We start from the raw sequence: 19,930 nt of genomic DNA, 5'->3' as shown, positions 1-19,930 counted from the left end.
GCCATCAAACCTCCACCTGATCACGCCGTTCAGCGGCCACGAGCTTCGTGAACGCTCCATCCGGATTAGCCAACAGGTCATCAGGATGACCAAGCTCAACCACCTTGCCGTGAGCCAGAACAAGAACCTGTTGACTACTCAGTGCTGCATCCAGCCGATGCGCACAACTAACGACAGTAATGCCACGCTTTTGGACGGCATCAATCACTCGACGTTGTGTGACGTTATCGAGTGAGCTGGTGGCTTCGTCGAGAAGCAGAACCGATGGGCGACGAATCAGAGCACGACAGATCTCAAGACGCTGGCGTTCTCCACCACTGAGATCACTGCCATTATCTCGCAACTGCCGCTGAAAGGCCTCCGGTTGCGAGTTGACCATCTCCAGCAGTTGAGCATCGGCCGCTGCAGCCTGAAGATCTTCGTCAGTGAAATCAGGATTCCATAGAGTGATGTTGTCGCGAAGGCTGGCATTGAAAACAAACACCTGCTGCGGCACATAAGCGATACTCCCGCGCACGACCTGGTCATCCAGTTGATCCCAGGTCTTACCGTCGAACAGAATTTGACCTTGAAGAGGGTCAACCAAACCTGCAAGCATCCGGATCAAAGTGGTTTTACCAGATCCACTGGCACCCACTAGCGCCAGCCTTGACCCAGCCGGAACATCCAGATCGAGGGCTGGGATAAAGGGAGGGTCAACGGCATTGAATCCATAGGTGACCCTTTCGAGTGTGATCCGTCCCTGGAGACGATCTCCCGTATCGAATCCATCCCTGGCAGCCTGAAAACTGCGTACATGCGGATCATCTGCCGTCGTCGTAAGGTCCAATAATCGGCCAAGATTTCCAATCAGACGCTGAAGGGTGGAACTCAGCTGAGGAAGTGTGGAAATCGGCGCCACTAACTGGGCTTGAAGGAACTGAAACGAAACAAGCAGACCCAGAGAAATCCTTCCATCGATGATCAACAGACCACCGACAGTGATCACAAGAGCTTGAAGTAACAAGGTTGCACTGCTGGCACTGATGCTGGACCAGGCGAGCTGAGCGCCAAGCAACTGGTTCTGTTCAACGACCGATCCGAAATTTCCCTGCCACTGACTCAGAAAATCGAACTCAAGTCCGGACGCTTTGAGTGTTTCGATGGAGTTGATGCCCTGCAGGGCACGGCCCTGCGCCTTCCCCTGCTCAATGGCAAGCTTGCGGTTGGCGTCATAACGGCGAACCGTGAGCCACCAATTGAATAAAAGGTTGAAGACAAGGAGCGCTGCAACTAGTGCTGTCAGCCAGAACGAAATCAGGCAGGTGACGACCATCAACAGCAGCGCCGCCCAGATACTCACCACAAAACGGAGCAACTGTGCAACAACGACCTGGGTGATTCTCATCCCCAGCAACATCCTGGACGCCAGTTCTCCCCCCATGCGAACCTGAAAAAACGCCCATGGCACCGAAAAGAGCTTTTCGAACAGATCAACGGTCAACTTCTTAGACAGCAACAGTTCAAGCCGACGCAACAAGACAAACTGAACGATCAAAAGGATGAGCCAAAGCACGGAGCTGAATGCCAACAACCAGACGATGGGAATGCCGAAGTAGAGCCTTTCTTCTTGTAAGAAATCAGAAATGAAAGACGAGGTCAGACCTGCAACTAAGAGATTCGGAATCAGCAGAATCGAGGCTACGAGGAGCAGACTCAGCACCTGCCTCCGATAAGGCAACAGCAATCCAGGCAGCATCCAAAGCGGAGATTCGTCATGGCCTCCACGCTTGAATTCCGGGCCTGGACTGAACTCCATCACAACACCGGTGAATTGATCAAAGAATTCACCTTTCAACATCCGAACCCGACCTTCAGCGGGGTCGCTCACATAGGCGTACTGCTGGTCAAATCCCTCAAGCACTAGGAAATGGTTGAATCCCCAGAAGACGACACAGGGAAACTGTCCCTGCAAGACAAGCTGCTCACCGGAACAGCGAAAGGCCTTAGTTTGAAGCCCGTAGCTTCGTGCTGCCAGGAGCACGCGCTGGGCATTGGAACCATCACGGTTAACACCACATTCGCGCCGTAGCTGAGGCAATGGCACGATCCGACCGTAGTAACGGAGGATCGTGGCCAGTGATGCAGCACCACACTCAGTCGCTTCATACTGCAGAACAGTGGTGGCCTTGATCCGACGCGAAGCGGAGGACTTCATCAGCCAGGCACCTTTTGAATACCGGTTGACAAGGACGACGATTGATCTGAATGACGATCCTTCATTGGAGGGGTTTCAGGTGGAGCCAGCCCCAGCAACAGCCTCAGTCGTGGAATCACCAAGGAAATGGGCGCTACACGACGAGTTGTGATCGAGACATTGAGCTGATCGGCGGTTTTGGGCGCAAAAGGCAAATCACCCTTGGAATTCCAGACATAGCCACCACGATTCCCGCCACGGTCTTGAGGGGAGCGTTGCAGTTCAACAATCGCAAGCGTGGGACTGGGTTCACGCTGTTGAATCACCTTGGCCAGGCTACTGGAACCAATACGAGCCTCCAGATCCTTATCCCCGCTAGGCAATTCAGACATCTGCACAACGCGCCCAAGTATTCCTCCCACCTCAGAACGACGCATTCCCACCGGGGTGACAAGCACCGACATACCAACAGTGACCTGAGCTGATTCACGCTCGGAGAGGAATACAGGGATCTGCACAGGGCTGCTCAACGAATGACGACTTAGCAGCAATAAGAGATCTCCCTGGGACACCCCTTCACCATTGTTGGGAATCACCTGGCGGATATATAAGTCGTTATCAGCAAAAACAAATCCATTCGAAATCATCTGTGCAAGCGACTTACGCAGCTTGATGAATGACTGCTGCAATTGAGTCTGCAAGTTAACCAAAGAATCGCGGTTGGAAAAAACTTTGGATTTGAGATTGTCAACTTCAGCTTGATTTTGAAGGATGGTTGGCTTGCTAACGAAACCTTTTTTCGTTAAATCGCGCATCGAGTTAAGGAAAGCTTCTCTGCTCTTGAGCTCTTGTTCGAGAATCGATTGTTTTTGAATCAGTGTTTGTTGCTGAACACGATTGAGACGGCCAACCGAGGCGAGCGTGTCAACCTGTGCCTGCAACGACTCCTGCTCCTGAAGCGACTGCAGCCAGATCAACAAAGTTCCCTTGGGGAACATCCTTTCATCTGAAAGTACACCATTGGTTTGTGGAGCAGAAAACTCAGGAGTTGAATAAGTACGGAGGATGCGACGCGAGAGATCCAATACAGCTGCATCTGAAAGCTGATCGGGCTGAAGCTGGAATTTCTGAACATCAGCAACCCAGTCTTTTTGCTCTTCAGCAAACATCCAGCGGGTGATACCGGACACCTGAGCCCGAACTCGGTTGATCTCTCCAACAGGCAGCAGAACACCCGTGCCTTTAACCTCAATCGGTATTTTTGCCAGAAATGCCCAGATAACACCTACTGCGGCCAAAGCAACCCCAAGCCCCAGAGTGATGCGTAGAGGCGGAGAAAGAACAACAATTGGAGTATGCTTATCTCCTGCCTGGTGACGTTTGCGCAGGGCACGCTTTTCGAAGATTTCTCTCATCTCAGGCTTTTCTCCTGCTGACGCACTAATTGATCACTGTCACTTGGCCAAGTCGCCGAGTATCGATAGAGCTGGGCTACGGATTTATTATAATTAAGTATGGACTCAGACAATGTCACGGAAGCGGTTCCCAGCTGTTCAATAGTCTGGACAATGGATGTGATGTCTCCAAGGCCAATCTCATAACGGGCCCTGGCTGCTTCCTGAGCCACTTGAGCCGACTTGTAGGCAAGGCGTGCGCTGTCGACGGCAACACGCGAAGTTTCATACTGGCCAAAACTGGAGCGAACCTGCTGAACGGCCTTGAGACGATTCGTCTCGGCCCTGGAACGCTCCATCTCTTCCTGAGCATCATCAGAACGAGCAATGGCCGCATCAACCCCTCCGTCCCAGGTCCATTCAAATCCCAGGCCAACGGCACCATTCCAGGTGGTGAAAAGTTGTTCACTAAAAGTATTATCACGGCCGGGTAAGCCGTTAATCACACCGCTTTCCATCGAAAGAGAACCCTGTCCATACAACAAAATAATCGGCAAATAGCTGTTCATCTTGCTGATCCCTTCCCAACGCGCTTCTTCTGCAGCAGCAAGACTGGCAAGAATCTCCTCTCGTGATTCAACTGCGCGATCGATTGTTTCAGACAACGTCATAGACCAGTCTCGATAAAGATTGGCCTTTTCGTCAGGCAAGGCAAGAACATCGGAAGGCAAGCCCAGGCGCATCGCAAGAGTTGCTGATTCCTCAATAAATCGATTGGTGTATCCCAACAATTGACTCAACTGATTATAGAGCTGAGTCTGTGTCTGAGCCAGAGCCAGCATGGACACCAAACGAATTTCATAACGCGCTTTATTGACTTCGAGAAGCTGACGGTTGATATCATATATTTGATAAAACTCACCAATTAACTGTCGCGTACTTTGCAAAGCAAAATACGAAGTCTGAATATTGAGAATCAAATCTCGCGCGCTGACCTCGAATAGCAACTTTTGCTGACGCAGGGCTTCAGACGCCGCGTTGATATCGGGCTGACGAGTAGGATCAATGAAATTCCATGAAATAGACGCATTGGGTTGAAAGTTTAAGGTATTATTATATTGAGATATTGAGAGGGGCTCACTATTTATAGCACTATTAGGAGACGTGCTAGTGGATTCTCTGTTGGGGTCATTATAGTACTTAGTGGTATAAGTAACAACATCCAGGCCAAGCGTAGGTGCACCGTTACTGATTTGAAATGTGGGATACCACTGACGCTGAGCAGCAATCAATTGCCACTCATATTCCTGAATGGATCGAAAGGCTGAAACCAGTTCAGGGTTATTGCGAATTCCAAGCGCAATTGCTTCATCAAGTGAAATTTTGCGAGCAGACTGATCAATTCTCTCTCGCAATGCACTCAGTCTTGCCAGAAGCTGATCAGCCTGCTGCTCGGTTGAGAGAGTTTCTTGCCCGGAAACCTGACTGACTGCTCCAACAGCATTGACCTGAACATTGGATCCAGATTCTGCGACTTGCGCATAAGTCAACGGAAACAGAAGACTGATTGGAAGCAAACCGATAACGACTCCGAACGTGCTTTTGGCTTGCCTGGTTCGAAGCAACGATTACCTCATTAATCGTAGTCATCAAATCACAAATTTTGGATTTGTCCACAAGACTTTGCAGCGGATATGGTCCCGAGCCTCCAGAATTTCTGTGATGTGAAGAACACACTGCAATGCTGCATCGTATAAATCAGGGCGAAGCGTAGTGAGCAAAACGTTCCGTCCGACGCCACTGATGGTGCTAGGCACCAGCAGTGGCGCCGGTAAATCGCTAATGACCGCAGCGCTCTGCAGAGTGCTGAAACGGCGAGGCGAAACACCCCTTCCTTTCAAGGGCCAAAACATGAGCAACAACGCCTGGGTTGATCAGGAAGGGGGTGAAATGGCCTACTCCCAGGCATTGCAAGCCTGGGCCGCCGGTCTCGAACCGGTGCATGCCATGAACCCTGTATTGCTCAAACCCCAGGGCGACTCCACAAGCGAGGTCATTCACCTCGGAGACTCAGCTGGGACTTGCAGAGCAGAGCATTACTACAGGGATTGGTTCGATTCCGGCTGGGCCGCAATCCGCAGGGGGCTTGATGAACTGCAGGCCAGCCATCCTGGCGGAAGATTGGTGCTTGAGGGAGCAGGCAGCCCGGTGGAGGTGAACCTGCAATCACGCGATCTCACCAACCTGCGTTTAGCCAAGTATCTGCAAGCCAATTGCCTGCTGGTTGCCGATATTGAACGGGGAGGCGTCTTCGCCCAGATCGTCGGCACTCTCCAGTTGATGAAACCCGATGAACGGCGACTCATCCATGGGCTGCTGATCAATCGGTTCCGAGGCAGAAGAGAACTCTTCGACGAAGGTCGACGCTGGCTCGACACCAACACAGGTATTCCGGTCCTGGGAGTCATGCCGTGGCTTGACGAACTCTTCCCTCCTGAAGACTCTTTGGACCTGCTTGAAAGGCGTGGGCGCAAGCGCAGTGCCGAGCTTGAGATCGCCGTGTTGAAACTCCCCTCACTGAGCAACTTCTCCGATCTTGACCCCCTTGAGGCGGAGCCAACGGTTGAGCTGCGCTGGATCGCACCGGGTGAACCACTTGGGTCCCCCGATGCAGTGGTGATCCCAGGAAGCAAACAAACCCTTCGGGATCTTGCCTCTCTGCGCAGCAGCGGCCTGGAAGCTCATCTGATCCGCTATGCCCAGAACGGCGGTGAGCTGTTCGGCATCTGTGGCGGCATGCAGATGCTCGGGATGGAACTGCACGATCCGCATGGACTGGAGGGCGACGGTCCTCCAGGGCAATCTGATGCCCATGTCGCCGGCCTTGGTCTTCTCCCACTGCGAACAGTGTTCAGCGGCGAAAAAGCTCTGCATCAGCGGCAAGCCCTCGTGCTGTGGCCAGATCAACAACCCAGACTGGAGGTGGAGGGGTTCGAACTGCATCGTGGAACCAGCGAAGCCATCGAGGACTGCGATGCATTCAGTGCGGATCAAGACCTGGGTTGGGTGTGTGAGACCACTTCAGGAACTTATCTCCATGGAATCTTCGAGAACGGACCCTGGCGACGACGTTGGCTGAATCGCCTTCGACACAGGCGGGGACTGCCGGAGCTCTGTGAGCAACAACCCCACCACAGTCGGCAGAGGGACGCCCTGCTCGACCGATTGGCCGATGCCTTTGAGCAACATGTGAATCTGGAACCACTGCTGGAAACATCCACGTGACCTCTGGGCACAAAAGGGTGGAAATCTTGTGGCCGGACGGTCAGCGCAGCGTGAGCCACAACGGCGAAGACTGGTTGTCAGCAGCGCGGCAGGCCGGCGTGCATGTGCCTACTGGCTGCATGGGAGGCAGCTGCGGCGCCTGCGAGATCGACGTTGATGGCACCACAGTTAGAGCCTGCATTAGCACCGTTCCTGCGTCAGCATCAGGCCAACTCAAGGTGGAGTTGGCCACCGACCCCTACTGGTGATCAATCCGACACCAACCAAGCCACGGAGTCTTCTGGAGGGAACTGCTCGCGCCCTCCTGGCTGGGGCAGCAGGTGGAGGGCTCGCAGCATTGGTGGTGAGCAGCACGCTCATGCTGCAGCGATGGATCTGGGGTGCATCGGTCGAGCGAGGGTTGCCTAGCGATCATTCTTTGTTGTGGTGTCTGGCCTGGTCGGGGTCGATCGGCGTGGCTCTCAGCCTGCTGCAACGGCGGTGTTCAGGTAGTGCGCTGCCTGAAATGTCGGAGACCCTCGCTGAACTGCGGAAACCAGAAGGATTGAACACGCATCACGGCCTCAGGCAAATCATTGGAGGCATGCTGGCTCTCGCTGGCGGAGGAACACTGGGCCCAGAGGCGTTGATGACCCGCCTCGTCGCCGTGGCGAGCCACGAAGTCTGGAAAGGCGCGGATCGTGACCTTGTGGCTGCCGCGATGGCGGGATCTCTGGGATTGTTCCACTCACCTCTGGTGGGCGGCGCTGCCTTAGCCGGACGTCAGTGGCAGCTGATTTGGCGCTGGCTGCCAGGAACCCTTGGGGGATTGGCCGGTTTTGTGGCCTTCAACGGTTTGAGTGACCTGGGAGTAGGAATGCGAGGCGTGTCCTATGCCTGGCCCTCTGATCCCTCACAACGATTAGGGGCGTTGCTGGCGGCCTTACTCGCCGGGCTCGCGGGTTGGTTAACGGGGCAGTTGATCAAACGCTGGCGGCAGTGGCTTCAACGGTTAGAGCTTCTGAAACGCTTCTGGTGGATACCGATCGGTACAGGTCTGCTGATTGGACTCTGCCTCTGGGGCTTACCACTGGCGGGCTTCTCCGGGGAGAACCAGTTGAAACCCCTCGTGCTGAACGAATGGACACTGGATACCAACATGCTGATGCTGTCAGCCGTCGCCAAATTACTGATGGTCGGACTGTGTCTTGAGACCGGATGGAGAGGCGGCCAGTTTTTTCCGGTGATCCTTGCCAGCAGCGCACTTGGAATGGGACTGCACCAATGGCTTCCCTGGATTGGCACCATTGACACTTGGAGTGCTGGTGTTGTCGGGGGGTGCCTTGCGGTACTGCTCCCCTCGCCCCTGCTTGGACTGGTGCTCGGCCTCACGCTCCTACAGGGCCATGGAGCTGGCGCACTGGTGATCGGCCTGCTGGTGGGTCTAAGCCTGCAGCGAAAGCACTAAATGGGAATCCTGGCCGGATTGGTTGCAGCACTGGCATGGACTCTGGCAAGCAGTCTTTGGAGAGGTCTTTCCACCTCCCTCAGCGCGATTCAACTCAACGGGCTGAAGAATCTGATCGCCTGCGCAACTTTGCTGCCGGTGCTGGTCACACTCCCCTGGAACGGAGAAGTACAGAGCCTGATGCTGCTGCTGCTCAGTGGTGGGCTGGGAATTTCACTGGGAGACAGCTTTTATCTGGCTGCACTGCGACGTCTCGGCACCCGCAGAACACTCACCCTGGAGTCGCTCTCCCCTGTCGCAGCAGCTGCTGGAGGTTGGTTCGCCATGGGCGAGCAGCTCTCTCTTCAGGGTTGGGCTGGTGCACTGCTGGTCACGATCTCCGTGGTGTTGGTTGCACTGCAGCAACCTCCTGATGCCACACGACAGCTCGACAGAAGCCGCCGTGTTCAGACGCAGGGCTTGGTGCTGGGCTTACTGGCCGTGATCTGCGGTGTGGCAGGGGCCGCCGTCTCGCGCACTGTGCTGATCAACAGTGCGCTAACACCTCTGCAAAGTGCTGCCTGCCGTTTGCTGGGTGGCCTGCTGCTGCTGCTTCCCTGGCTGCGCTGCGCTGCCAGATTTCCGCAACCACGCCAGCGCAGTGTGCGTTGGCCGCGAGTTCTGGCTGCAACATTACTGGGCACCGTTCTGGGGATCTTGCTGCAACAGGTTGTGCTGCAGCGCTTGCCCCTTGGCATCGGAATCACGGTGCTGAGCACGGCACCAGTGATGGCCCTGCTGGTGGCCCGTGCCGAGGGGGATCAGCTGAAACCGTCTGTGCTCTTGGCCTCGACCCTCGCCGTAACAGGCGTTGGTCTGGCGGTGCTTAGCTGAGTGGTCAAGCGCTCAGCTGAACCAGCACATTGACTAGCGTCACTTCGCTTGGAGCGTTCGAAGATGACAGACGCAGCCACTTATCTCGGAGCCAATGGTTGGCTGCTGGAGATCGCTGGACTGAGGGTGCTGCTGGACCCATGGCTCAGTGGTGCGCTGGTGTTCCCACCGGGTGCCTGGATGCTGAAAGGTGAGATGCCAAAACTGATGCCAATTCCGGATGAACTGGATCTGCTTTTGCTCACGCAGGGGCTTCCGGATCATGCCCATCCAGAAACGCTTCAAGCACTGTCGAAGCAGATCCCCGTAGTGGCATCGGCAGCCGCCGCTCGTGTGGTGCAGCGTCTGGGATTTGAGGCCATCACCGAGCTGCAACCCGGCGAAACCACCACCATCGAGGGACTGAAAATCCGAGCCACCGCAGGTGCAGCGGTCCCAGCGGTAGAGAACGGCTACCTGCTCGACTGGCCCGAGGGTTCCCTCTATCTCGAACCACATGGTGTTTTGGATCCTGCGATCGATCAGCGCAGCGTCGACACCCTGATCACCCCTGTGGTGGATCTCGGCTTACCGGTGTTGGGAGCATTCATCACAGGCGCACGCGTGATGCCTGACCTGATCAGCCGATTCCAACCCAAAACCGTGCTGGCCAGCACCACAGGTGGCGATGTGAAGTTCAGCGGAATGATCAGCAGCCTGCTGAACGCCGCTGACGCTTCGGCAGATTGCGGCGATCTTCCCGAAGATTGCACACTGATCACACCCACGGTGGGGCGGGCGATCCCATTGCCGTCAGAGTCGCGCTAAGAAGAAAGGTGCAGAACCTATCTATGAAGGTTCCACTCAACCATCAACTGAGTCCGCGCTCGATTCAAATCTTAATAAAGACTTGCGTCATGCATACCACTTACCTGCGTACCAACGGCAACCTGAGGTTCAATGACAATGAAGCTCCGCATAGTAAGGACGATTTTCTGTCCAGAATGCCGGAAAAATGTAATTCAACAACAAAATGATCAACGAAGACTCGCATCAATCAGATTTAATTCATGAAAGCAAAGTGCTTCAGATAGGCTACATAGTCTCGCCTAATTCAAATCTATCCCAAACAATCGAACCCCAGAAGCCATAAGGCGAACAGTTCAGTATCGTTCCCTCCCAACAGAACAGCAATACTAGAAAACGAAACCCCTTTCCACCACTTCGTTCATGCCAATTTTCTTAAACTCAAAAAAAACTGTTCACTTTGCACATATCCCTAAAAACGGAGGCACATCAATAGAAAATTATATCTTGTCCTCAGGAGTCGTAAAATATGCGTTTCTTGACCGCAACTTTGCAATCCATCGAGCCAACTCAGCATGGAATGCTTCTTCTCCACAACACATCGACGGACCATCGCTCAAGCACCTCTTCCCAGCAGGATTCTTTACTGACTTTTTTGCAATACTTAGAGACCCTTTCGAAAGATTCGCCAGTGCCTACTTGTTTCAAATCAATGAGCCAGGATCACACCTAAAAAGCATGAATGCTAATGAATTTGTCACCAAACACCTTGCGAAAAGCTTTGCAACAAAAGGGTACTGTGACAACCATTTTTTGCCGCAGAGTCGATTCCTATACCCCGGCGTGAACTACAAATTATTTTTACTAAGCGCAGACGGAATGCAAAAAGCTAAAAACTATTTGGACAATCTCTTTGAAATAACCAGTACGCTCTCGCAAATCCCACAAACAATGCAGAGCGATAAACAATCAAGCATTGACTTAAAAGCAAGCCTCACCAATCAATCAGTCGAACACATAAAATACATTTACGAGGAAGATTACAACCTCCTGAAATTAGCCTTCTCGAGTCACCATAAATAAGTCAATGAATCTTTGGGAGTCTAAATCAATCTCCGAAACTAGCTCCATCGATTGATACCGATCAAGATACGGTCGCTATAACCCAACAAACCATTCAATTCTCCCAGCAGCTTGCTACTAGTGTGAATAGCTCAAGGGTCACGAAATGACCATTGCCCAACGCTTGCATGAGCTTGAGATTTCAACTGATGGAGCTGGATTTTCTCGGCTGAACGAGCCTCTGAACCATTGGATTGCACGAACTGATATCACCCAGGGTGTATTGCATCTCACCTGCCTGCACACCAGTTGCAGCCTCACAATTAATGAAAATGCCGATCCACGGGTCCTAAAAGATCTGGCTGCCTGGATGAATGCCATGGTGCCTCAGGACGGAGCTGGACCTACCGGACCAGACGGCAAACGTCGCCGTTACCTGCACGACGACGAAGGTGACGACGACATGCCAGCCCACATCCGCACAGCACTCACCACCCAGACCATGAGCTTGAGTGTTGACAATGGGCGACTGCTGCTGGGCACCTGGCAGGCAGTTTATCTCTGGGAACATCGCTCATCCCCGCATCACAGACGACTGGCTTGTCATCTGATCGGAGACATGGCTGACCCACCCAGCGATCAAAGTCAGCTCCTGGCATCAGGCAAAAACACCACGGCGAAACTACTTGCTCGCCGCAACGGCCAAAGACTGAATGATGTCGTTCAAGCGCGCCACGTCCCCGGGGCATGGGCTGAGGACGGTGGAATTGAGACAGACGTGGATCTGCTGATTGACCGGTTGCATGAGATCTCTGATCAACAGTAATAACACCGCCGCAATGATCGCGACACCATGATCACGCAACCCAGCCTCAGGAGCACCAGCAGAGTGCTTCTGGCGGGCCTGATCGGCAACGTAATGGAGTGGTATGACTTCGCCCTCTACGGCTACTTCGCGACCACCATCGGCAGGGAATTCTTCCCCTCCAGTGATCCAGCCGCCTCACTGATCGGCACCTTCGGGGCCTTTGCTGCCGGATTTCTAGTACGACCGCTTGGGGGGGTGGTTTTCGGCCGAATCGGCGATCTCGCCGGAAGGCAGCGAGCTCTGCAGCTGTCGGTGATGGTGATGGCGGTCCCCACCGTACTGATGGGTCTGCTCCCGACCCATCAGCAGATCGGCATCGCCGCTCCGATTGTGGTTGTACTGCTTCGCATTGTTCAAGGATTGTCAGTGGGAGGCGAATACACCAGCTCCGTTATTTTTCTCAGCGAGAACGCCCCTCCCCGTCAGCGTGGTTTCTATGCGATCTGGGGCCTCTGGGGATCGGTGCTGGGAATGTTGCTCGGCTCCGGATTCGGTGATCTGTTGGCCCACACGCTTACCCCAGTCCAGCTAGCAAGCTGGGGATGGCGGCTGCCGTTCTTGCTCGGAGCGCTGGTGGCCACAAGCGGTGTTGTGATCCGCAAAGGGATTGGCGCTGAGTTGGTCGAACCGCAAACGAAGTCGCCGATTCGGGAAACATTTGGCCGCTATCGCCTACAGGTGCTGCGCGTCATGGCGCTGAACATCGCGAGCAGCGTTGGGTATTACGCCGTGTTCGTCTACTCGGTGAGCTACCTGGAAGAGATCGATCACATCAGTACGGCAACATCCCTGAGCCTGAACACCGGCGTCTTGGCCGTACTGCTGATGCTGTATCCGGTTTCAGCATTGCTCTCCGATCGCATCGGACGCAAACCTATGCTGATCAGCGGAGCATCACTGCTCTGCTTCGGAGCGCTGCCGTTGTTCAATCTGATGCACAGCGGTGATCCTCAGCGGGTGCTTTGGGGAGAACTCGGACTCACGTTGGCTGTGGCTCTGCTTGCAGGCGGCAAGAATCCCGCCAATGTTGAACTGATGCCGGCCGCAGTTCGCTGCACTGGCCTCGCCGTCGCGTTCAATGTTGCAGAAGGTTATTTCGGCGGAACTACCCCACTGGTTGCAACCTGGTTGATTGCTCAGACCGGGAATCCTCTATTACCAGGGGCTTGGGTCGCCTTCAGCGGGCTGTGCACCCTGGTCACGGCATGTGCCTTCACACGCGAAACCGCATTTCGTCCGCTGTCGACTGAGACAGCCTGAGAGGAGCCTGCTACAAGAGGTCAGAAACCTCTCCGCAGCCATGAATCCAGAAGGGGAAATCTGGCCTGTCGTACTGGTTGCGGCGAGTGTTGTGATGCTTTGGGTGATCCTCTCGGTCACAAGCTCGGGAAGCTTCGAAGTGGTGGGTGCGGGCTGATGTGCCTTCTTGCGGCGCTTGGACTGATCACGCCACGCCTGATCCTGGTGCTGCTGTGGCTATTCAGTCCTGAGGTTGTGCTTGGTCCCTTCGCTGCCCTGGCAATACCCAATCCAATTATTCCGATTCTGGGCCTTGTATTTCTGCCAACAACGACACTTGGCGTTTGCTGGGCTGCCGTTTCGTTCGGAGGCGTGCAATCGTTCAGTGGATTACTGATTGTTCTGATCGGCCTTGTGATCGATGCAGGGCTGATCGGCAACGGCAGAGGAATCGCCAGACGTTGACGTTCAGCTGTCCTGGCCACTGTCCATCGAACGACGCACAAGATATTGAGTCAACGCAAGAAGGGCCAGAAACCCACCGGAAACAAGCAAAAACAGCACGCAGAGTTGATCAGAAACGTTGCTGCAAAAGCCTATTGAGCCTTCCCCTCATCCGATTGACCTTTGCGCGTTCTTTCTCGTTTCGATCAATCTGGCGAAATGACACGACAAACACGGTTGTTGTGAAAGCCACTCCAACTGCGAACATGCTGAGCAACAGAGGATCCAACGTTTCCATGGGAGGGCAACGGAACGTTGGGAACAAGATTAAATGAAGCCATCACAGCCATGTCTGCGTCATATGCAAGTTCTGTACAACACAATGGGGTGCATTGGATTGAACAATGCCCCCTGAAGGCTTCCTGAACGGCAAGACCCTGCATCTGAAGGCAGCGAGCGATGCCAAAGTCGCCGCAAGGGTGGCAAGTCATCTGCGGAGACGCATCGAGGAAGATGACTGGCGCCCTTACACATCAAAAGAGGAAGCGCTGCGCGCCTGGAGCCGACTCGGCGGGATTCGCCTTCAGGTCATGCTGGCACTAGGCCTCTTGGAAGCTCCGAACCATGAATCACAGGGTGAGGACTGACGCACAGGAAGTGACAACAGCACCCAAGGGATGCCATGACAAGGACAGCTAACGACTGATGGCTTGAACTCAACACAAGTGCTGATCCAACAACCCAAGGAAGACACCTTGATCGATGCCTTGCGGGGGTGCACGAGCGTGGCTGAACTAAGGGAACTCGAACAACGCCTGGCAAGCACTGATTCGATCCCACTCTTCGACTGGATCTGCGATCTACTGGTACAGAGGCGAATTTCTAGGGGCCTAGCAGCACGACTTTTAGGTCAACTGCACAACAGGTGATCGCAACACAAAAGACGATCACACGGGCAGCAACGACGGCCGCAAAGGCCTGAAAATCAAAGACACGCTCAAACTGCCATGTGCATCATGTGCATGTGCTTTTTGCAGCAACCGCACGCGAACGTGTTTGCAAAAATAGATGAAGTTACGTAAACACCATGACAGATCAGCAAGCCGAGCCCAAAAGCGCCATGGAAGAGACCTTCGGAATGGAAACCTGGGTCGATGGCGAAACCTGGAATGGTCGACTCGCGATGCTCGGCTTCGTGGTAGCCATCGCCATTGAAGTGGCCGCTGGACAGTCACTGCTGCCCAAGGTCTGGTGACGTCGAATAGGAATCACGACGAGGTGGCCTAAATGCTCAGGCGAAACGCCAGTTCAAGACGAAACAGCAAAGGCAATCCGAGCAACTCAGCCCTGGCTTTGCTGCTCGAGCTAAATTCACCTGACCTTTCATGTAGCCAGCTCGAGCCAAAACAGCTCAGCGGCAATCAAGCAACTCAGCAAATTACGCACGTGGCCTGAGATGGACCAACGCTAAAATTGCTCGATCGGCTCAATCGGTACTGCAGCCTCGCCGTTGCATATTTGACAATTGAGGCTTTGCAGTCAACACAAGCAAATCACTGCGAATCACAGTTAACGAATGTGACCATTCAGAAGATAGCCATCCTGAATCACACAAAATGGCTTTAACTCGTGCGAAAAAAATGAAAGACAACTTAAGTGATCACCTTGCAAAGCTACTGCACTCTGCCGAAGGATATTCCAGTGAAGAATGCAACGGAGGTGCAGTCATAGAACTTCTGTTTGACCTGCAAGCCATGAAGATAAACAATCTTGAGGACTTCAAAAAAAGAGAATCAGAAGAAAGTGTTCAAGGGTTGATTCAGGAATATCTAAACAGATAGCCATCTCTTCATCATCAATCAAAGAGCCGAAAGCAAGGATCAATAGAGAAAACACCTCATCAATGGCCAAGCCGACTCAACACAGCTAAAATCAAAGAACTTAAGATCAATACTTGAGCAGAAAAAGCACCATCCACAAGACTTTCCGGAACAGATCCGATGCGTCCAGAGCCAACGACATCGATCAAAGTTACTTTTATACAAGCCGTAGGTTAAGGAAAGATTTGGGCCCAGTGCTTGGCAATCACTACATTTCCCTGTCTTACCGCCAAATGATCAGGGCACTCATTCTGCCTAAACACTGGAATAAACTTGAGGTACAAAGCTCCATGGCCTTTCTACTAGGGTCAATTTTATTTGTTGCTGGCTCGATCACAGAGGTACAAAACCAGTGGATATTTAAAACATTATTTATGGTTGGTTCAGTCATGTTTTTAGTGGGAAGCCTAACTCAGTTATGGCAAACCGTTAGAGCATGGCGGCGGCAAAGAAAATACATCCATGTTTCGTTTAGCCTTGCCCTAATCGGAGTGATTGGAGCAAAAGCTGGAACCCTCTTTTTCAACACAGACAGCATCAGCGATTGGCTAAATCTCAATTTAGCCCCAAGAACACAAGAACTACTTGGTCCAGATGCATATATGGCAGGCTCAATCTTGTTTCTTATTTCGGGACTTGCACACTATGCAGAGATCAGCCACGGGAGATTATTGTTTTTTGAAAAGTATCATTTGGGGTGGTGGGCATGTGTCAGCTTTCTGATTGGGTCGGTGCTGTACTGCCTGTCTGCACTGCATGGGTATGACACTGGTGTTGACCTACCATTGGGCTTGTCTTCAGAAAGAAATTCCATATTGCTCTGCCTAACAGCATCAGCCATTTTTATTTTTATGTCACTCTGCTCACTAGCAGAATGCAGTGAAAATGAAATGATTGATCTGAAGCTCGATCAATAACCGTCAAAACAAAAACAAACAGGCAATCATTCAAAACAAAAAACCCTTAATTGTGATCCAACGAAGAGTTCGGACCTTCAATTTTAGCGGGGGTAGGTTAATCGGAGGGAGTGAGTTGCCAAAGCAAACATTGTTTGAAAAACACGATAGATCGGTCTTTTTGAACGGCACTGGCGCCGTCTTCGATGCAAAATACTACAAAGAACATGTCACAATGCTTACGTCAATTTCGATGCCAGAAGAACTGAAAGACTGGCATGAAAATCTAAAGCCTAATGGATCGTTCCGTTACAGGGAAAGTGGTGCATTGAAACAATGGATGGAGTGATTGTTGACATGGGGCCGGGAGAAATCAATTTCAAAGATGATCAGCGCACACGAAACAAACAAGGGCATCGCTCGTGGGCTATTGATGAAGAACCAGCTGAGCTGCAGTTGATTCAGGGATCTGAACCACCCGCTTGGAATCCGAGTATCTGATAGCGTTGTGCACCAGTTCGAGCAAAGGCAAAAAGAAGTCGTTAACTGATGATCGCAGCCGATGCCTACAAAGCTTCTGAAAGGACAGCGACAGAACGTTTAAAGACCTACAAACACAAACGCCGATGAATCAATACCCCACAGAATGGCATCTCGACGAGGCTGCTCTCGATTGGCTGGATCAGCTTCTCGACCAAAAATACCGCAGTGGTGTTAACAGAGGTGATCTATCCGCTCACGCACGTGCAAGAGAACTGATTGATTTATGGCGAGCTCAAATGGGATCAAGACGCCATCAGGAAGGTCTGTAAAAATACATGGAATCAAGAAAGAGAAGGCGAAGAAACTGAAGACGAACCGCCAAGAAGACGCAAACTGTTAAACACTACGATCAAGCTAGTACCCATATCGGCAAAAACAGCCTGCCACATTGTTGCGTACCCCAGCAAAGCCAATAACAGAAATGAGCCCTTGATAAGAACAATTAAGACAATATTTTGCCATAGCAGATGCAAAGTACGACGAGAAATTTGGATTACATCAACAAGCCGCATTGGGTCGTCATCCATGATCACAACATCAGCAGCCTCCATCGCCGCATCACTGCCAGCTGCACCCATTGCAAAGCCAACCTGCGCTCCTGCTAATGCGGGAGCATCATTAATGCCATCTCCAACCATTCCAGTTGGAGACTTGTCCTGCAAAATCTTTAGGGTAAGTAATTTTTGTTCTGGAAGAAGATCGCTAAATACTCGATCAATACCAATCTGAGATGCAATTAAACTTGCACTAATTCGGTTATCACCACTCAACATTACGGTTCTAATATTCATTTTATGAAGGAGGTCAATTGCTCGTGCTGATGTTGAACGTGGCTGATCAGCAACAGCTAACAAGGCTAAATATTCCTGATTATCGGCAAGGAGCGAGACACTACAACCTGCGTTCTCGTGACTTATAATCAACGATTCGATCTGTGGACTAATAGGAACAATCTCCTTGAGCCATCGTTGATTACCAAGGTAGAAACGTCGGTTGTTGATCAATGCTGTCAGGCCCTTGCCAATCAGAGCCTCGAACTCTTCCACCTGAAGATGATCTACATCAATGCCTGCTTCGATTGCACGGGATACAGGATGCTTGGATTGCGTAGCCAGTGAGACGCAATACTGCTTAAGATGAATTAACTGACTCCCTCCAATCAAAGGATGAAACTGCACCAATGATGGGCGTCCGATCGTTAAAGTTCCAGTCTTATCGAATGCAATAGTCTTCAGCCTGGGGACTTGTTCGAGAAAAAGACCGCCCTTAATTACGATTCCTTTTCGCGCTGCAGCAGTCAAACCGCTGACTAAAGTGACAGGTGTAGCAATCACAAGCGCACATGGACAAGCAATCACAAGCAACACTAATGCCCTATAAATGGCATTGAGAACAGAAACATCAAAGAAAACAGGAGATAGGACCGCAACAGCAATCGCTAAATAAAAAACTGCAGGTGTGTATTGGGCAGCAAAACGATCTACAAAACGTTGCATCGGAGCACGTGAAGACTGAGCCTGCTCGACGGCACGAATGATACGAGCAATGGTACTATCAGATTCTAATGATGAAACACGAAAAACAAAAGACCCAGTTGTATTGATAGTACCTGCAAATACTTGATCACCAACAATCTTTTCCACAGGCATACTTTCACCGGTAACGGATGACTGATCAATAGAACTTTGTCCTGCTTGTATTACACCATCAAGTGGAATCCTGTCACCAGCATCGACTCTTACAAGATTATCAATCCTGATGTTCTTAACAGCGACACTCTTCCACGAGAGGTCACTCATTTGCGTAGTCGCGAAATCAGGAGCTAGTTTGCCAAGCTTAGAGATAGCATTTCTTGCTCTGTTAGAAGCCTGAGATTCCAATTGCTCTGCAATTGAAAATAAAGACATTACCATTGCTGCTTCAGGCCAATAACCAATAAGACATGCACCAGTTACTGCTACAGACATCAAAGAGTTCATATTCAATTTGATTCTTCGCAAAGCAGAAATGCCCTGCAGATATACAGGCAAACCAGCCAAGGCAATGGCACTCAACGAACTTCCGATCACCAAAGCTCGTCCAACAATCGAGCCAGAGGATAATAGTTCTAAAATTTCAGCGAGAAGAGACAAAAAGAGTGAGAATAATAAACGCTTCCAAGACATCTTCTGAACATCCGTAGCCTTATCGGCGTCAGAAATTGTCTCAACCCTATAGCCAAGTTGCTGAATCAAAACTTGTGCGGCAGTCAAAGCTTGGGGCTTACCTGACAGAACCAAAGTACGTTTGGAAAGGTTAAAGAGTTGGGTGCTAATGCCCTCAATCCCATCCAATGCAGCCTCAATTTCTAGTTGCTCACTGGTGCAATCCATCCCAGGAATGGAAAGTGTCAATCCTGGATCAGGATGCGAAAAGGATGTAGATTGTGAATTCACATTAATCATGACAAGTATGTTTTATAGACAATTCAAATATCGCAAGAAACAAGCAGTAAGATTATATTCACAGATTGATTAATAGACATAGAGTTGATGAGATCAACGTGGCCAAAGCATAATAACTAGAACTCCAGAGAGAGCTATACCGGCTCCGACCAAATCACCCATGTCAGGCAAGTATCCATCAAATTGCCTAGCCCAGGCAAATGCCAAAACAATAAAAAACCCACCATAAATCGCATAGACCCTACCGAAATCAGAGGTAGGCTGCAAGCAAGGTACAAATCCATAGCCAATCAGTGCGATAACTCCGGCCGCTGCATAAGTCCAATTTTTATCCTCTCTGATTGTTTGCCAAACGAGCCAGCCGCCACCGACTTCAAGAAGCCCAGCAGCAATGAAGAGAAGAATCGATAAAGCAACGGTCTGAGGTGTCCAGACTAATGAAGTCTCCAGAGACTGGGCACTGACTGAATCGCTGACAGACTGACTATCAAGGCCATCAAGTTCTTCACTTGTCACGAGTAACCTATTTCTCTAGGCTCTCTTTAGCTAGCGACTTCAAAACTGTCAGCAGCAAATGACACATTCAATGAAAA

The 19,930-nt window shown here is 51.6% G+C and carries 20 protein-coding genes; 15 read left to right on the top strand and 5 right to left on the bottom strand.

All coding sequences use genetic code 11. The features are described 5' to 3' along the window. Positions 1-4: 4 nt before the first annotated feature. The 3 genes from DXY31_RS13240 to DXY31_RS13230 are packed head-to-tail and all read right to left on the bottom strand — an operon-like array spanning position 5 to position 5,120. The gene (locus DXY31_RS13240) at positions 5-2,197 is read right to left on the bottom strand and encodes an ATP-binding cassette domain-containing protein (RefSeq protein ID WP_114994183.1); all 2,193 of its coding nucleotides are present in this window, start codon (positions 2,195-2,197) and stop codon (positions 5-7) included. After that, on the bottom strand, positions 2,197-3,591 hold the full coding sequence (locus DXY31_RS13235) for a hypothetical protein (RefSeq protein WP_114994182.1): 1,395 nt from the start codon (positions 3,589-3,591) through the stop codon (positions 2,197-2,199). The genes DXY31_RS13240 and DXY31_RS13235 overlap by 1 nt, the downstream gene beginning before the upstream one ends. Then, complete coding sequence (locus DXY31_RS13230) at positions 3,588-5,120, bottom strand: TolC family protein (RefSeq protein ID WP_170953701.1); 1,533 nt, start codon at positions 5,118-5,120, stop codon at positions 3,588-3,590. The genes DXY31_RS13235 and DXY31_RS13230 overlap by 4 nt, the downstream gene beginning before the upstream one ends. A 253-nt stretch (positions 5,121-5,373) precedes the next feature. On the opposite strand from DXY31_RS13230, the gene DXY31_RS13225 reads away from it, so the two are divergent. From DXY31_RS13225 to DXY31_RS13160, 15 genes are all read left to right on the top strand, one after another. Then, a complete protein-coding gene (locus DXY31_RS13225) occupies positions 5,374-6,855 on the top strand; it encodes a cobyric acid synthase (RefSeq protein WP_114994243.1) in 1,482 nt (493 codons plus the stop codon). After that, complete coding sequence (locus DXY31_RS13220) at positions 6,852-7,103, top strand: 2Fe-2S iron-sulfur cluster-binding protein (RefSeq protein WP_114994180.1); 252 nt, start codon at positions 6,852-6,854, stop codon at positions 7,101-7,103. Before DXY31_RS13225 ends, DXY31_RS13220 begins: the two co-directional genes overlap by 4 nt. Beyond that, entirely contained in the window at positions 7,100-8,302 is a 1,203-nt protein-coding gene (locus DXY31_RS13215; protein ID WP_244279774.1) for a chloride channel protein, read from the top strand. Before DXY31_RS13220 ends, DXY31_RS13215 begins: the two co-directional genes overlap by 4 nt. Then, positions 8,303-9,175 (top strand): DMT family transporter, encoded by an 873-nt coding sequence (locus DXY31_RS13210; RefSeq protein WP_114994179.1) that lies wholly within the window; start codon positions 8,303-8,305, stop codon positions 9,173-9,175. A gap of 63 nt (positions 9,176-9,238) precedes the next feature. Next, the gene (locus tag DXY31_RS13205; protein WP_114994241.1) at positions 9,239-9,982 is read left to right on the top strand and encodes an MBL fold metallo-hydrolase; all 744 of its coding nucleotides are present in this window, start codon (positions 9,239-9,241) and stop codon (positions 9,980-9,982) included. A 402-nt stretch (positions 9,983-10,384) separates the two neighbouring features. Then, positions 10,385-11,044 carry a sulfotransferase family 2 domain-containing protein gene (locus DXY31_RS13200; RefSeq protein WP_114994178.1) on the top strand — a complete coding sequence of 220 codons (660 nt, stop codon included), beginning with the start codon at positions 10,385-10,387 and terminating at the stop codon, positions 11,042-11,044. A 145-nt stretch (positions 11,045-11,189) separates the two neighbouring features. Continuing rightward, complete coding sequence (locus tag DXY31_RS13195; protein WP_114994177.1) at positions 11,190-11,849, top strand: secondary thiamine-phosphate synthase enzyme YjbQ; 660 nt, start codon at positions 11,190-11,192, stop codon at positions 11,847-11,849. Positions 11,850-11,876: 27 nt separating this feature from the next. After that, entirely contained in the window at positions 11,877-13,151 is a 1,275-nt protein-coding gene (locus DXY31_RS13190) for an MFS transporter (RefSeq protein ID WP_114994176.1), read from the top strand. A gap of 156 nt (positions 13,152-13,307) precedes the next feature. Beyond that, positions 13,308-13,595: a hypothetical protein gene (locus DXY31_RS13185; protein WP_114994175.1), complete on the top strand. Its 288-nt coding sequence runs from the start codon at positions 13,308-13,310 to the stop codon at positions 13,593-13,595. A gap of 383 nt (positions 13,596-13,978) precedes the next feature. Then, on the top strand, positions 13,979-14,221 hold the full coding sequence (locus DXY31_RS13180) for a hypothetical protein (protein ID WP_114994174.1): 243 nt from the start codon (positions 13,979-13,981) through the stop codon (positions 14,219-14,221). Positions 14,222-14,284: 63 nt separating this feature from the next. Further along, on the top strand, positions 14,285-14,503 hold the full coding sequence (locus tag DXY31_RS13175; RefSeq protein WP_114994173.1) for a hypothetical protein: 219 nt from the start codon (positions 14,285-14,287) through the stop codon (positions 14,501-14,503). A 158-nt stretch (positions 14,504-14,661) separates the two neighbouring features. Further along, positions 14,662-14,829: a chlorophyll a/b-binding protein gene (locus DXY31_RS13170; RefSeq protein WP_231857180.1), complete on the top strand. Its 168-nt coding sequence runs from the start codon at positions 14,662-14,664 to the stop codon at positions 14,827-14,829. A gap of 361 nt (positions 14,830-15,190) precedes the next feature. Further along, the gene (locus tag DXY31_RS16530) at positions 15,191-15,415 is read left to right on the top strand and encodes a hypothetical protein (RefSeq protein WP_137025000.1); all 225 of its coding nucleotides are present in this window, start codon (positions 15,191-15,193) and stop codon (positions 15,413-15,415) included. Positions 15,416-15,687: 272 nt separating this feature from the next. After that, positions 15,688-16,371 (top strand): hypothetical protein, encoded by a 684-nt coding sequence (locus tag DXY31_RS13165; protein ID WP_206749818.1) that lies wholly within the window; start codon positions 15,688-15,690, stop codon positions 16,369-16,371. 115 nt (positions 16,372-16,486) lie between these two features. Continuing rightward, complete coding sequence (locus DXY31_RS13160) at positions 16,487-16,699, top strand: hypothetical protein (RefSeq protein WP_137024998.1); 213 nt, start codon at positions 16,487-16,489, stop codon at positions 16,697-16,699. Between the two features lie 475 nt (positions 16,700-17,174). Here the strand turns inward: DXY31_RS13160 and DXY31_RS13150 are convergent, their stop codons facing one another. Continuing rightward, entirely contained in the window at positions 17,175-19,286 is a 2,112-nt protein-coding gene (locus tag DXY31_RS13150) for a cation-translocating P-type ATPase (protein WP_244279773.1), read from the bottom strand. A 144-nt stretch (positions 19,287-19,430) separates the two neighbouring features. Further along, entirely contained in the window at positions 19,431-19,853 is a 423-nt protein-coding gene (locus DXY31_RS13145; protein WP_244279772.1) for a YnfA family protein, read from the bottom strand. Between the last annotated feature and the right edge of the window lie 77 nt (positions 19,854-19,930).

Source organism: Synechococcus sp. UW179A (assembly GCF_900473965.1).
Classification (GTDB): domain Bacteria; phylum Cyanobacteriota; class Cyanobacteriia; order PCC-6307; family Cyanobiaceae; genus Synechococcus_C.
This window is presented reverse-complemented; position numbering and strand designations above follow the sequence as displayed.

Excerpts from the sequence above, each read along its gene's own strand:
- DXY31_RS13240 (WP_114994183.1), bottom strand. The coding sequence starts at position 2,197 with ATGAAGTCCTCCGCTTCGCGTCGGATCAAGGCCACCACTGTTCTGCAG.
- DXY31_RS13235 (WP_114994182.1), bottom strand. The coding sequence starts at position 3,591 with ATGAGAGAAATCTTCGAAAAGCGTGCCCTGCGCAAACGTCACCAGGCA.
- DXY31_RS13225 (WP_114994243.1), top strand. The coding sequence starts at position 5,374 with ATGGTGCTAGGCACCAGCAGTGGCGCCGGTAAATCGCTAATGACCGCA.
- DXY31_RS13210 (WP_114994179.1), top strand. The coding sequence starts at position 8,303 with ATGGGAATCCTGGCCGGATTGGTTGCAGCACTGGCATGGACTCTGGCA.
- DXY31_RS13205 (WP_114994241.1), top strand. The coding sequence starts at position 9,239 with ATGACAGACGCAGCCACTTATCTCGGAGCCAATGGTTGGCTGCTGGAG.
- DXY31_RS13200 (WP_114994178.1), top strand. The coding sequence starts at position 10,385 with ATGCCAATTTTCTTAAACTCAAAAAAAACTGTTCACTTTGCACATATC.
- DXY31_RS13195 (WP_114994177.1), top strand. The coding sequence starts at position 11,190 with ATGACCATTGCCCAACGCTTGCATGAGCTTGAGATTTCAACTGATGGA.
- DXY31_RS13190 (WP_114994176.1), top strand. The coding sequence starts at position 11,877 with ATGATCACGCAACCCAGCCTCAGGAGCACCAGCAGAGTGCTTCTGGCG.
- DXY31_RS13185 (WP_114994175.1), top strand. The coding sequence starts at position 13,308 with ATGTGCCTTCTTGCGGCGCTTGGACTGATCACGCCACGCCTGATCCTG.
- DXY31_RS13180 (WP_114994174.1), top strand. The coding sequence starts at position 13,979 with ATGCCCCCTGAAGGCTTCCTGAACGGCAAGACCCTGCATCTGAAGGCA.
- DXY31_RS13170 (WP_231857180.1), top strand. The coding sequence starts at position 14,662 with ATGACAGATCAGCAAGCCGAGCCCAAAAGCGCCATGGAAGAGACCTTC.
- DXY31_RS16530 (WP_137025000.1), top strand. The coding sequence starts at position 15,191 with ATGGCTTTAACTCGTGCGAAAAAAATGAAAGACAACTTAAGTGATCAC.
- DXY31_RS13165 (WP_206749818.1), top strand. The coding sequence starts at position 15,688 with ATGATCAGGGCACTCATTCTGCCTAAACACTGGAATAAACTTGAGGTA.